The following is a 12,522-nucleotide window of genomic DNA, read 5'->3' on the forward strand; positions in this document are numbered from 1 at the left end:
CCTTGCGCTGACTCGCGCCGCCCAGCGCTGACTCGCGCCGGGGGCGGGGGCGTTCCTCACAGGGAGCGACTCGGGGTGGCAGCCGCCGGGGTCGTGCGGGCTACTAGACTTGCCCGCATGTCCACCATCTCCCGTGACGAGGTCGCGCGTGTCGCGGCGCTGGCGCGGATCGACCTGCGCCCTGACGAGCTGGACCGCCTCGCCGGCGAGCTCGACGTGATCGTCGAGTCCATCGCCCAGGTGAGCGCGGTCGCCACGCCCGACGTGCCTGCCACGAGCCACCCCCTGCCGATGTCCAACGTGTTCCGCGCGGACGTGCCGGTTGATCCGCTACCGGTTGAGGACGCCCTCGCGGCGGCCCCGGACGCGCAGGACGGCCGTTTCGCGGTGCCGCAGATCCTCGGGGAGGAGTGAGATGACCGACCTGATCCGGCTGTCCGCGGCCGAGCTGGCCGAGAAGCTGCAGTCGGGCGAGGTGACGAGCGTCGAGGTGACGCAGGCGCACCTCGACCGCATCGCCGCCGTCGACGGCGCCGTCCACGCCTACCTGCACGTGAGCGCGGAGGACGCGCTGGCCACGGCTCGCGACGTCGACGCCCGGCGTGCTGCCGGCGAGCAGCTGCACCCGCTGGCCGGCGTGCCGATCGCCGTCAAGGACGTCGTCGTCACGAAGGGGATGCCGTCGACCGCGGGTTCGAAGATCCTCGAGGGATGGATCCCGCCGTACGACGCGACCCTCGTCGAGAAGATCCGGGCCGCGGGCCTGCCGATCCTCGGCAAGACGAACATGGACGAGTTCGCGATGGGCTCCTCCACGGAGCACTCGGCGTTCGGGAACACGCACAACCCGTGGGACCTGGACCGGATCCCCGGGGGCTCGGGCGGCGGCTCGGCCGCCGCGGTCGCGGCCTTCGAGGCCCCGCTGGCCATCGGAACCGACACGGGCGGCTCGATCCGCCAGCCGGGTGCCGTCACGGGCACGGTCGGCGTCAAGCCGACGTACGGCGGCGTCTCCCGCTACGGCCTCATCGCGATGGCGTCGTCCCTCGACCAGGCGGGCCCCGTGACCCGCACGGTGCTCGACTCGGCGCTGCTGCACGAGCTCATCGGCGGTCACGACCCGCGCGACTCGACGTCGATCCCGGAGCCGCTGCCGGCCCTGGTCGACGCCGCACGCCAGGGCGCCGCGGGCGACCTGTCGGGTCTCAAGGTCGGCGTCGTGACGCAGCTCCAGGGCGAGGGCTACCAGCCGGGCGTGCTCGCTCGGTTCCAGGAGTCGCTCGACCTGCTGACGCAGGCCGGTGCGGAGATCGTCGAGGTCTCCTGCCCGTCGTTCGACGCGGCGCTGGCGGCCTACTACCTGATCATGCCGTCGGAGGCGTCGAGCAACCTCGCGAAGTTCGACGGGATGCGGTTCGGCCTGCGCGTGGAGCCCGAGGAGGGTCCGGTCACCGCGGAGCGCGTCATGGCGGCGACCCGTGGTGCGGGCTTCGGCGACGAGGTGAAGCGTCGGGTCATCCTCGGCACCTACGCGCTGTCGGCGGGCTACTACGACGCTTACTACGGCAGCGCGCAGAAGGTCCGCACGCTCATCCAGCGGGACTTCGACGCAGCGTTCGCCCAGGTGGACGTGCTGGTCTCCCCGACGGCGCCGACGACGGCGTTCCCGCTGGGGGAGAAGCTCGACGACCCTCTCGCGATGTACCTCAACGACGTCGCGACGATCCCCGCCAACCTCGCCGGCGTGCCGGGCATCTCGGTGCCGAACGGGCTGTCGGACGACGGGCTGCCCGTCGGGTTCCAGATCCTCGCCCCGGCGAAGGCGGACGACCGGCTGTACCGCGTCGGCGCCGCGCTCGAGGCTGCCCTGGAGAGCGCGTGGGGCGGCCCGCTGCTCGACCGCGCGCCCGAGCTCGGCTGACGGACCCACGAAGGAGATGACTGTGACCCAGCTGGTCGACTACACCGACGCGGTCCGACGGTTCGACCCGGTGCTCGGCATCGAGGTGCACGTCGAGCTCGGCACGCGCACCAAGATGTTCTGCGCGGCGGAGGTGAGCTTCGGCGCGGACCCGAACACGCAGACGACCCCGGTGAGCCTGGGCCTGCCCGGTGCGCTGCCGGTCGTGAACGGCACCGCCGTCGAGTACGCGATCCGCATCGGTCTGGCGCTGAACTGCCAGATCGCGGAGTCGTGCCGCTTCGCCCGGAAGAACTACTTCTACCCGGACGTCCCGAAGAACTTCCAGACCTCCCAGTACGACGAGCCGATCGCCTTCGACGGCTGGCTCGACGTGGAGCTCGAGGACGGCACGGTGCACCGCGTCGAGATCGAGCGCGCCCACATGGAGGAGGACGCGGGCAAGAACACGCACGTCGGCGGCTCCACGGGACGGATCCACGGCGCGGAGTACTCGCTCGTGGACTACAACCGGGCGGGCATCCCGCTGGTGGAGATCGTCACGAAGCCCATCACGGGCGTCGGTGACCGTGGCCCCGAGGTGGCGCGCGCCTACGTGCAGGCGCTGCGGGACATCTTCCGCGTCCTGGACGTGTCCGAGGCACGCATGGAGCGCGGGAACGTCCGCGCGGACGTCAACGTGTCGCTGCGCCCGACGGCGGAGTCCCCGCTGGGCACGCGGACCGAGACCAAGAACGTCAACTCGTTCCGTTCGGTCGAGCGTGTGGTGCGCTACGAGATCTCCCGCCAGGCGGCGCTGCTGGACGCCGGCGAGAAGATCGTGCAGGAGACCCGGCACTGGCACGAGGACACCGGCGTGACCACGGCGGGCCGCGTGAAGTCGGACGCCGAGGACTACCGCTACTTCCCGGAGCCGGACCTGGTGCCGGTCGAGCCGTCGCGCGAGTGGGTCGAGGAGATCCGCGCCACGCTGCCGGAGCTGCCGCAGGCGCGCCGCCGTCGTCTGCACGACGAGTGGGGCTTCGCCGACGCCGAGATGCGTGACGTCGTCAACGCGGGTGCTCTCGACCTCATCGAGTCGACGGTCGCGGCGGGTGCGTCGCCGGCCGCGGCCCGCAAGTGGTGGATGGGTGAGCTCGCCCGCCGTGCGAAGCAGGACGAGGTCGAGCTGGCCGAGCTGGCGATCACGCCCGCCCAGATCGGTGAGCTGCAGGCGCTGGTCGACGCGGGGCGCATCAACGACAAGATCGCGCGCCAGGTGCTCGACGGCGTGCTCGCCGGCGAGGGCGACCCCGAGCAGGTCGTGGTCGCCCGCGGGCTGGAGGTCGTGTCCGACGACGGGGCGCTGCTCGCCGCGATCGACGAGGCGCTGGCCGCCCAGCCCGACGTCGTCGAGAAGGTCCGGTCGGGCAACCAGGGCCCGGTCGGAGCGATCATCGGCGCCGTCATGAAGACGACGAAGGGCCAGGCGGACGCCAAGCGCGTCCGCGAGCTGGTGCTGGAGAGGATCGGCCAGTGAGGACCGCCGTCCTCGTCGGGGAGATGATGCGCCTGCGGCCGCTGGAGGCTCGGGACGGCGCTCGGCTCTGGGAGGCCGTGAACGACCCCGAGGGCCGGCGGCTGACCGGCACGACGGCGGCGTTCACGCGCGCGCAGGTCGACCGGTGGGCCGCGACGGTGGCCGACGAGGACGGTCGCTACGACTGGGCGATCACCCCGGCGGCGGTGCGGGACGGCGGGCTGGTCAGCGACGAGCTGATCGGGGAGATCGTCCTCAACGACCTCGACCCGGTCGCGCGGTCGGCGAACCTGCGCCTCCAGATGCTTCCGGACTACCGGGGCCGCGGCTACGGCCGGGAGGCGATCGTCGAGGTGCTGCGGTTCGCCTTCGACGCGGATCCCGCCGACGGCGGGCCGCGGCTGCACCGGGTCAGCCTGGACGTGCTGAGCATCAACCCGCGGGCCAAGGCGCTGTACGGGTCGGTCGGGTTCGTCGAGGAGGGGCGGCTGCGCGACGCCTACCGGGACGGTGACGACTGGGCGGACGCCGTCGTCATGAGCATCCTGGAGGACGAGTTCCGGGCGACGCAGGACTGACGTCCTCCACGGCCGGGTGATGGTGCGCGAGCGCCGTCACCCGGCCGTCGCCGTCCCTGCGCCCGTGCCGCCGTCGGGCAGGGGCCGTCAGCGGCTCGTCCGCGCGCGGTGGAAGTCGTCGAGGGCGACCTTGCGCTCGGTCGCGTGGTCGACGAGGCGGGCGGGGTACCCCGGCGGTGGTGGGTCCAGCCGCCAGGGCTCGTGCGCCCGGGGGCCGTCGACGTCGCGCAGCTCGGGCACCCAGCGGCGCACGTAGTCGCCGTCGGGGTCGAACTTCTTCGCCTGGGTGACGGGGTTGAAGACGCGGAAGTAGGGGGCGGCGTCGTAGCCGGTGCCCGCGACCCACTGCCAGTTGAGCTGGTTCTGCGACACGTCGCCGTCGACGAGGTGCGCCATGAAGTGCTCGGCGCCGCGCTGCCAGCGCACGTGCAGGTCCTTGACGAGGAACGACGCCACGACCATGCGCACCCGGTTGTGCATCCACCCGGTCGCGAGGAGCTGTCGCATCCCGGCGTCCACGAGCGGGTAGCCGGTGCGTCCCTCGCGCCACGCGTCGAGCAGCTCGGCCTCGGCGTCGTCCTGGGCCCACGCGTCCTCGGGGACGACGGCGCGCAGGGAGCGGCTCCGCGCCCCGGGCTGGTGGTGCAGCACGTCGGCGTGGAACTCCCGCCAGGCGAGCTCGGAGCGGAACGTCGCGACGTCGTCGGAGGGCAGGCCCGGGGTGCCGGCGAGGTCGGCGAGCAGGGTGCGCGGGTGGACCTCGCCCCAGCGCAGGTGGACCGACATCGCCGAGGTCCCCGCGAGGTCGGGACGGTCGCGCTGCTCGGCGTACCCGGAGAGCCCGTCCCGCAGGAACGCGTGCCAGCGTCGGCGTGCCGCGGCCTCGCCGGCGCGGGGCAGCGTCGCGGTGGGTTCGACGGCGGGCAGGTCGTCCCGGCGCAGCGGGCGCCACGGGATCTCCCGCGGGCGTGGGGCGGGGGGACGCCAGCCGTGCTCGAGCCAGGCGCCGCGGAACGGCGTGAACACCTGGTACGGCGTGCCCGAGCCGGTGCGCAAACGGCCGGGGGAGACGGCGTACGCGGAGCCGGTCGTCACCAGCGGGACGCCGGTCGGCAGCGCCGCGCGGACGGCGTCGTCGCGGCGGGCACCGTACGGCTCGTGGCTCGCCGCGGCGTGCACCTCGGACGCGCGGGCCTCGCGCACGACGGCGGGCACCACCTCGCGGGGGTCGCCCCGGCGCACGACCAGCGCTCCCCCGCACGCCTCGTCGAGCGCGCGCAAGGAGTCCACGAGGTAGGCGAGCCGGTTCGCGCCGGCGCGGGACCACAGCGCCTCGTCGAGCACGTACAGGCCGACCACGTCGTCGCCGTCCGCGCGGGCCGCCTCGACGGCGGCCACGAGGGCGGGGTTGTCGGCCAGGCGGAGGTCGCGGCGGAACCACATCACGGTCGTCGGCACCCGGCCACCGTACGGGGCGCGGCCGGGCACCGCCGCACGGCCCGGTCGCAGGGCGCGGGCACCGGTGCCAGAGTTTGCTCATGACCGAGCAGGCAGCGGTACCGGAGCCCCGCCCGCAGCACGAGGGTGACCGGGCGTTCTTCGGCCACCCCCGAGGGCTCATGACGCTGGCGACCACGGAGCTGTGGGAGCGGTTCAGCTACTACGGCATGCGCGCGATCCTCTACCTCTACCTCGTCGACACCGTGCTCAACGGCGGTCTCGCGATGGACGAGACGACCGCTGCGGCGTTCGTCTCCATCTACGGCACGTCGGTGTACCTGCTGTCGATCCTCGGCGGGTGGCTGGCCGACCGGGTGATCGGCGCCCGCCGCTCCGTCCTCTACGGCGGCATCATCATCGCCGCGGGGCACGTGCTGCTGACCATCCCGACGTACGGCGCGTCGATGGCCGGCATCGGTCTCGTGGCGCTCGGTACGGGCCTGCTCAAGCCCAACGTGTCGTCGATGGTCGGCGAGCTCTACGCCCGCGACGACCCGCGCCGCGACCCCGCGTTCACGATCTTCTACATGGGGATCAACCTCGGGTCGTTCTTCTCCCCGATCGTGGTCGGCGCCGTCCAGCGGACCTGGGGCTACCACGCCGGGTTCTCGGTGGCGGCGATCGGCATGGCGATCGCGCTGGTGTTCTTCGTCGGCGGCTACCGCTACCTGGGCAAGGCCGGGACCGACATCGCCAACCCGATCACCCCGGCCGACCGGCCGAAGGTGGTCCGGCTCGGGCTGCTGGTGCTCGGCGCGATCGCCCTCGCGACCGTCGTCGCCGTCCTCGTGTCCGGCGAGTGGGGCATCACCACCTTCATCGACGCGACGTCTTACCTGGCGCTCGTGACGCCCGTCGTGCTGCTCACCGTGATGTACCGGTCCCCGCGGGTCACCGAGGCCGAACGCCCGCGCGTCCTGGCCTACGTGCCGCTGTTCGTCGCGGCGATGCTGTTCTGGATGATCTTCGAGCAGGCCGCGACCACGCTCACCCAGTTCGCCGACGAACGCACCCAGCTCTCCTTGTTCGGGTTCACGTTGTCGCCGGCGTTCTTCCAGTCGGTCAACCCGTTGTCGATCATCCTGCTGGCGCCGGTGTTCGCGTGGATCTGGACGAAGACGAACGACCGGCCGCCGACGGCGTACAAGTTCGTCATGGGTCTGGCGCTCGCGGCGCTGTCGTTCATCTTTCTCGCCGCCGCGTCGGCGGTCCTCGGCGACACCCTGGCGCCGCCATGGGTGCTTATCACCGTGTACGTGGTCCAGACGCTCGGTGAGCTGTGTCTGTCCCCGGTGGGCATCGCGGCGACGACGCTGCTCGCGCCGCGGGCGTTCCGCGGACAGGCGATGGCGCTGTGGTTCCTCGCGTCGGCCGCGGGCCAGGCGATCACGGCCCAGACGATCCAGGCCACCGAAGGGGTGTCCGACACCGTGTACTTCGGCGGGATCGGGGTCGTCGCGCTGGTGTTCGCGGGGATCCTGCTGCTGCTGGCGCCGTGGGTCACCCGGCACATCCGGCACGCGGACGAGCTGGAGGGCACCCGCACCGCGGGCGAGTGACCGACGGCAGGACGCCCGGGAGGAGCGGCGCGGTCGCCGCGCCTCCCGGGCGTCGCCGCGTCGGTGGTCAGGGCCCGTCGCGGTCGCGGGGCCGCCGGGCGGGTCAGCGCATCCAGGTGGCGGTGCCGGGGATGCCGGAGGCGGCCCAGGCGCGGCCGAGGCCCCAGGTGTCGCCGGAGCGGGTGAGGGCGAGCGCGGCGAGGAGCGCGACGTAGACGAGGTGCTGGTCGACGAGCGGGTTGTTCGACCCGGCGCCGAAGGGCCAGGACGCGACGTAGAGCATGGCCATGATGAGCCCGCCGGCGACGGCGGCGACCCGCAGGCCGATGCCGAGCAGCAGCGCCAGGCCGGTGCCCAGCATGCCGCCGATGAACAGGACGTCCGTGACGGGGCCGGCGAGGGCGGCGAAGAGGGCGGCCGGCGGCGAGTCGAGGTGGGTGAGGTAGCCGCCGGTGGGCGAGCTCCCGGCGATCCACGCCTGGTCACGGGGGGTGGCGTGGCCGAGCCCGAAGATCTTGTCGAGGGCGGGCCATAGGAAGACGGCGGCGAGCAGGAGGCGGCAGGTGGCGAGCGCGCGCCGGGCGGAAGGGCTGGAGACGAGCTGGTCTGACGAGGTGCTGGTGATGGTGCTGGCGGGTTCCTTCGTCGTGGCAGTCATGGCCCACGACCGTACTGACGAGTCCGGCCTGGTTGTCCAGAAAAACCGTTTCAGTCTGGAATCTTCTCGGTGGATGAGACTGGGACGCGCCGGGCCTGCGGTCGCCAGGCGGACGGGCCGTCGACCAGCGGACGGGACGGCGTACGCTGCCCTGACGCGTCGCCCCCATGCCGCGAGCGACACCGGTACGAAGGAGCATCCTGATGAGCCGCCCCCTGCGCTCCCGCACGTCCACCCACGGCCGCAACATGTCCGGCGCCCGCGCGCTCTGGCGCGCCACGGGCATGGGGTCGGAGGACTTCGGCAAGCCGATCATCGCCATCGCCAACTCGTACACGCAGTTCGTCCCCGGGCACGTGCACCTCAAGGACATGGGCGACCTCGTCGCCTCGGCGATCCGTGAGGCGGGCGGCGTCTCCAAGGAGTTCAACACGATCGCCGTCGACGACGGCATCGCGATGGGTCACGCCGGCATGCTCTACTCGCTGCCCAGCCGCGACCTCATCGCCGACTCCGTCGAGTACATGGTCAACGCGCACTGCGCCGACGCCCTGGTCTGCATCTCCAACTGCGACAAGATCACCCCGGGCATGCTCAACGCCGCCATGCGGCTCAACATCCCCGTCATCTTCGTCTCCGGCGGGCCGATGGAGGCCGGCAAGGCGATCGTCGCGGACGGCGTCGCCAAGACCCCCCTCAACCTCATCAACGCGATCAACTACGCCGCCGACGACAACGTCTCGGACGAGGCGCTGGCCCAGGTCGAGGAGAACGCCTGCCCCACGTGCGGGTCGTGCTCCGGCATGTTCACGGCGAACTCGATGAACTGCCTCACCGAGGCCCTCGGCCTGTCGCTGCCCGGCAACGGCTCCACGCTGGCGACGCACGCCGCGCGCCGCGACCTGTTCCTCGAGGCCGGGCGCACCATCGTCGACCTGGCCAAGCGGTACTACGAGGACGAGGACGACACGGCGGCGCCGCGGGGGATCGCCACCAAGGAGGCGTTCGCCAACGCGATGGCGCTCGACGTCGCCATGGGCGGCTCGACCAACACGGTGCTGCACGTGCTCGCCGCCGCTCAGGAGGGCGACGTCGACTTCACGCTCGCGGACATCGAGGAGATCTCCCGCCGGGTGCCGTGCCTGAGCAAGGTCGCGCCGAACCACCCGGACTACCACATGGAGGACGTCCACCGGGCGGGCGGCATCCCCGCGCTGCTCGGCGAGCTGCACCGCGCCGGGCTGCTCGCCAAGGACGTCACCAGCGTGCACACCGCCACCCTCGACGACTGGCTGGACGACTGGGACGTCCGCGGCGGCAAGGCCACCGACCGGGCCCTCGAGCTGTTCCACGCCGCGCCGGGTGGCGTGCGCACCACGCAGGCGTTCTCCACGCAGAACCGGTGGGAGTCGCTCGACACCGACCAGGTGAACGGCTGCATCCGCGACGTCGAGCACGCGTACACCGTCGAGGGCGGCCTCGCCGTGCTGCGCGGCAACCTCGCCCAGGACGGCGCCGTGTTCAAGACGGCCGGCGTCGACCCGGACGTCTTCCACTTCGTCGGCACCGCGCTCGTCTGCGAGTCGCAGGACGAGGCCGTCGAGAAGATCCTCACCAAGCAGGTCCAGCCCGGCCACGTCGTCGTCGTGCGGTACGAGGGCCCCGCGGGCGGCCCCGGCATGCAGGAGATGCTCTACCCGACGTCGTTCATCAAGGGCCGCGGCCTGGGCAAGGTGTGCGCGCTCATCACGGACGGCCGGTTCTCCGGCGGGTCGTCCGGCATCTCCATCGGGCACGTCTCGCCCGAGGCCGCTGCGGGCGGCGTCATCGGCCTGGTCGAGGACGGCGACGAGATCGTGATCGACGTCGACTCGCGCTCCGTCCACCTCAACGTGCCCGACGACGTGCTGACCGAGCGCCGCGCCGCGATGGAGGCCCGCGAGCACCCGTGGCAGCCCGTCGCCCGCGACCGCTACGTCTCGCCCGCGCTGCAGGCGTACGCCGCCATGGCGACGTCCGCCGACCGCGGCGCCGTGCGCGACGTCTCGCTCATCACGCGGCGCTGAGCGTCGATCGTGGCTGCTCGCGGTGCGGGGGGGACGGGACGCGCCGGGTCTACCATCCGCGCCGCTCGTCCCTCGCGGCGCTCCCGCCAGACCCGCCACGACCCGGCGCGTCCCGTCCCCCGAACCGTTCGCCGCCCACTTCCGGTGACCCCGGTCAGGAGGACGACGAGTCGTGCCGGGGGAGTCGTGCGTCGAGCCAGCTGATGAGGTCGCCGGTGCTGCGGGTCTGGATCCAGACGCGGCCGGGCCCGGAGAACTCGCCCACCAGGCCCTCGCCGCCGAGGAGCGTCGTCTTCCAGGACCCGGCCTTGCGGATCGAGTAGCGCACGCCCGCGTCGAACGCGACGACGTGGCCGGTGTCGACCGTCATCGTCTCGCCGGGCGCGAGGGTGGCGACACGGATGCCGCCGTAGGCGGCGACCAGCAGGTCGCCGTGCCCGGAGCAGCGCAGGAGCACCAGCCCCGCGCCGGAGAAGAACCCCTTGGCACCGCCCCACTTCGAGTCGACCTCGACCGTGGTGTCCGAGGCGAGCCAGCCGCCGGACTGGACGAGGATCTCCTCGCCGGTCAGCCGGACGACGGTGATGTCGCCGGGCAGCGCCGGTGCCACGCCGACGGATCCGCCGCTGCTCGACGCGAAGTCGTTGACGAAGAAGCTCTCACCGCCGATGGCGCGGCGCAGGCCCTTCATGAAGCCACCGCGGGTGGACGTGGTGACCTGGACGTCGCCACGGGTTGTGGCCATCGCGCCGCCCTCGAGCCGGACCGTCCCTCCGGGCGGCAGCGACACCTCCGCGAACGCGAACGCCGGACCGCCCTCGACCTGAACCTCCACGGAACCCTCCCCGTCGTCGGCGCGGCCCTCGATGGGCGGCGTCCCGAGCCCACTATCGCAGCGCGACGCCCCGGCTGCGCGGCAGCCGGCCGCGCCCCGACCCGGGCCTCGCCGGGCCGGTGGACGCCGTCACGCCTAGCCTGGCCAGCATGACCACCGACGCTGCCGCACCGACGACCCCGGACCTCAAGCCGCGCTCCCGTCAGGTCACCGACGGGCTGGAGGCGACCGCCGCGCGCGGGATGCTGCGCGCCGTCGGCCTGGGCGACGAGGACTTCGCGAAGCCGCAGATCGGCGTCGCCAGCTCGTGGAACGAGATCACGCCGTGCAACCTGTCGCTCGACCGGCTCGCGGCGGGCGTGAAGAACGGCGTGCACGCGGGCGGCGGGTACCCGCTGCAGTTCGGCACCATCTCCGTCTCGGACGGCATCTCCATGGGGCACGAGGGCATGCACTTCTCGCTGGTGAGCCGCGACGTCATCGCCGACTCGGTGGAGACGGTGATGCAGGCCGAACGCCTCGACGGGTCGGTGCTGCTCGCCGGGTGCGACAAGTCGCTGCCGGGGATGCTCATGGCGGCCGCGCGCCTGGACCTGGCGAGCGTGTTCCTCTACGCGGGCTCGATCATGCCCGGCTGGGTGAAGCTGTCCGACGGCACCGAGAAGGACGTCACGCTCATCGACGCGTTCGAGGCGGTCGGCGCGTGCTCGCGCGGCCTGATGAGCCGCGAGGACGTCGACCGCATCGAGCGGGCCATCTGCCCGGGCGAGGGCGCGTGCGGCGGCATGTACACGGCGAACACGATGGCGTCCGTCGCGGAGGCGATGGGGATGTCCCTGCCCGGTTCGGCCGCGCCGCCGTCGGCCGACCGCCGTCGCGACATGTTCGCCGTCCGCTCCGGCGAGGCCGTCGTCGAGCTGCTGCGGCGCGGCATCACCGCGCGCGACATCATGACGAAGGAGGCGTTCGAGAACGCCATCGCCGTCGTCATGGCGTTCGGCGGCTCCACGAACGCGGTGCTGCACCTGCTGGCCATCGCGCACGAGGCCGAGGTCGAGCTCACCCTGGACGACTTCTCCCGCGTGGCCGACCGTGTGCCGCACCTGGGCGACCTCAAGCCGTTCGGGCGCTACGTCATGTACGACGTCGACCGCATCGGGGGAGTGCCGGTGGTCATGAAGGCGCTGCTGGACGCCGGACTGCTCCACGGCGACGCCCTGACGGTCACCGGTCGCACCGTCGCCGAGAACCTCGCCGACATCGCCCCGCCGGACCCGGACGGCAAGATCCTGCGCGCGCTCGACCGCCCCATCCACCCCACCGGCGGCATCACGATCCTGCACGGCACGCTCGCCCCCGAGGGCGCGGTGGTGAAGTCCGCCGGGTTCGACACCGACGTGTTCGAGGGCACGGCCCGCGTCTTCGAGCGCGAGCGCGCCGCCCTCGACGCCCTGGAGGACGGCACCATCACCGACGGCGACGTCGTCGTCATCCGCTACGAGGGCCCGAAGGGCGGGCCGGGCATGCGCGAGATGCTCGCCATCACCGGTGCCATCAAGGGCGCGGGCCTCGGCAAGACGGTCCTGCTGCTCACCGACGGCCGGTTCTCCGGCGGCACCACCGGCCTGTGCGTCGGGCACGTCGCCCCCGAGGCCGTCGACGGCGGCCCGGTCGCGTTCGTCCGCGACGGCGACCGCATCCGCCTCGACGTCGCGAGCAAGACCCTCGACCTGCTCGTCGACGACACCGAGCTCGCCGCGCGCCGCGCCGACTGGGCGCCGATGCCGCCCCGCTACACCCGCGGGGTGCTCGCCAAGTACGCCAAGCTCGTCGGGTCCGCGTCGCGGGGTGCCGTCCTCGGCTGAGAGCCGCCCCTGAGACGACCT

10 protein-coding genes are annotated in these 12,522 nt (G+C 72.7%); 7 read left to right on the plus strand and 3 right to left on the minus strand.

The genetic code is table 11. The annotated features are described in order from the left end of the window. Nucleotides 1-117 precede the first annotated feature (117 nt). From gatC to I598_RS00235, 4 genes are read left to right on the plus strand one after another with little or no spacing between them, the layout of a single operon-like run. Nucleotides 118-414, plus strand: coding sequence for an Asp-tRNA(Asn)/Glu-tRNA(Gln) amidotransferase subunit GatC (gatC, locus tag I598_RS00220; protein ID WP_068200087.1), 297 nt, complete (start codon nucleotides 118-120; stop codon nucleotides 412-414). Nucleotide 415: 1 nt separating this feature from the next. Then, complete coding sequence (gatA, locus tag I598_RS00225) at nucleotides 416-1,921, plus strand: Asp-tRNA(Asn)/Glu-tRNA(Gln) amidotransferase subunit GatA (RefSeq protein ID WP_068200092.1); 1,506 nt, start codon at nucleotides 416-418, stop codon at nucleotides 1,919-1,921. A 16-nt stretch (nucleotides 1,922-1,937) separates the two neighbouring features. Continuing rightward, nucleotides 1,938-3,440: an Asp-tRNA(Asn)/Glu-tRNA(Gln) amidotransferase subunit GatB gene (gene gatB, locus I598_RS00230; RefSeq protein ID WP_068200095.1), complete on the plus strand. Its 1,503-nt coding sequence runs from the start codon at nucleotides 1,938-1,940 to the stop codon at nucleotides 3,438-3,440. Nucleotides 3,441-3,463: 23 nt separating this feature from the next. Continuing rightward, entirely contained in the window at nucleotides 3,464-4,018 is a 555-nt protein-coding gene (locus I598_RS00235) for a GNAT family N-acetyltransferase (RefSeq protein WP_068204645.1), read from the plus strand. 87 nt (nucleotides 4,019-4,105) lie between these two features. Here I598_RS00235 and I598_RS00240 read toward each other — a convergent pair whose 3' ends face one another. After that, on the minus strand, nucleotides 4,106-5,461 hold the full coding sequence (locus I598_RS00240; protein WP_068200098.1) for a cryptochrome/photolyase family protein: 1,356 nt from the start codon (nucleotides 5,459-5,461) through the stop codon (nucleotides 4,106-4,108). 95 nt (nucleotides 5,462-5,556) lie between these two features. Here I598_RS00240 and I598_RS00245 point away from each other — a divergent pair, with 95 nt between their 5' ends. Beyond that, a complete protein-coding gene (locus I598_RS00245) occupies nucleotides 5,557-7,077 on the plus strand; it encodes a peptide MFS transporter (RefSeq protein ID WP_068200101.1) in 1,521 nt (506 codons plus the stop codon). A 103-nt stretch (nucleotides 7,078-7,180) separates the two neighbouring features. Here I598_RS00245 and I598_RS00250 read toward each other — a convergent pair whose 3' ends face one another. After that, nucleotides 7,181-7,735, minus strand: coding sequence for a hypothetical protein (locus tag I598_RS00250; RefSeq protein WP_068200104.1), 555 nt, complete (start codon nucleotides 7,733-7,735; stop codon nucleotides 7,181-7,183). 203 nt (nucleotides 7,736-7,938) lie between these two features. Here I598_RS00250 and ilvD (I598_RS00255) point away from each other — a divergent pair, with 203 nt between their 5' ends. Then, a complete protein-coding gene (gene ilvD / locus I598_RS00255) occupies nucleotides 7,939-9,801 on the plus strand; it encodes a dihydroxy-acid dehydratase (protein ID WP_068200107.1) in 1,863 nt (620 codons plus the stop codon). A gap of 154 nt (nucleotides 9,802-9,955) precedes the next feature. On the opposite strand, the gene I598_RS00260 is transcribed toward ilvD (I598_RS00255), so the two are convergent. Beyond that, nucleotides 9,956-10,636 carry a TIGR00266 family protein gene (locus I598_RS00260; RefSeq protein ID WP_068200111.1) on the minus strand — a complete coding sequence of 227 codons (681 nt, stop codon included), beginning with the start codon at nucleotides 10,634-10,636 and terminating at the stop codon, nucleotides 9,956-9,958. A 149-nt stretch (nucleotides 10,637-10,785) separates the two neighbouring features. Between I598_RS00260 and ilvD (I598_RS00265) the strand changes: the two genes are divergently transcribed. Further along, nucleotides 10,786-12,501 (plus strand): dihydroxy-acid dehydratase, encoded by a 1,716-nt coding sequence (ilvD, locus tag I598_RS00265; RefSeq protein WP_068200115.1) that lies wholly within the window; start codon nucleotides 10,786-10,788, stop codon nucleotides 12,499-12,501. The last annotated feature ends 21 nt before the right edge of the window (nucleotides 12,502-12,522 follow it).

Source organism: Isoptericola dokdonensis DS-3, from assembly GCF_001636295.1.
Classification (GTDB): Bacteria; Actinomycetota; Actinomycetes; order Actinomycetales; family Cellulomonadaceae; genus Isoptericola; species Isoptericola dokdonensis.

Coding starts and splice junctions, on each gene's coding strand:
- ilvD (WP_068200107.1), top strand. CDS start 7,939: ATGAGCCGCCCCCTGCGCTCCCGCACGTCCACCCACGGCCGCAACATG.
- gatC (WP_068200087.1), top strand. CDS start 118: ATGTCCACCATCTCCCGTGACGAGGTCGCGCGTGTCGCGGCGCTGGCG.
- I598_RS00240 (WP_068200098.1), bottom strand. CDS start 5,461: ATGTGGTTCCGCCGCGACCTCCGCCTGGCCGACAACCCCGCCCTCGTG.
- gatA (WP_068200092.1), top strand. CDS start 416: ATGACCGACCTGATCCGGCTGTCCGCGGCCGAGCTGGCCGAGAAGCTG.
- I598_RS00235 (WP_068204645.1), top strand. CDS start 3,464: ATGATGCGCCTGCGGCCGCTGGAGGCTCGGGACGGCGCTCGGCTCTGG.
- gatB (WP_068200095.1), top strand. CDS start 1,938: ATGACTGTGACCCAGCTGGTCGACTACACCGACGCGGTCCGACGGTTC.
- ilvD (WP_068200115.1), top strand. CDS start 10,786: ATGACCACCGACGCTGCCGCACCGACGACCCCGGACCTCAAGCCGCGC.
- I598_RS00250 (WP_068200104.1), bottom strand. CDS start 7,735: ATGACTGCCACGACGAAGGAACCCGCCAGCACCATCACCAGCACCTCG.
- I598_RS00245 (WP_068200101.1), top strand. CDS start 5,557: ATGACCGAGCAGGCAGCGGTACCGGAGCCCCGCCCGCAGCACGAGGGT.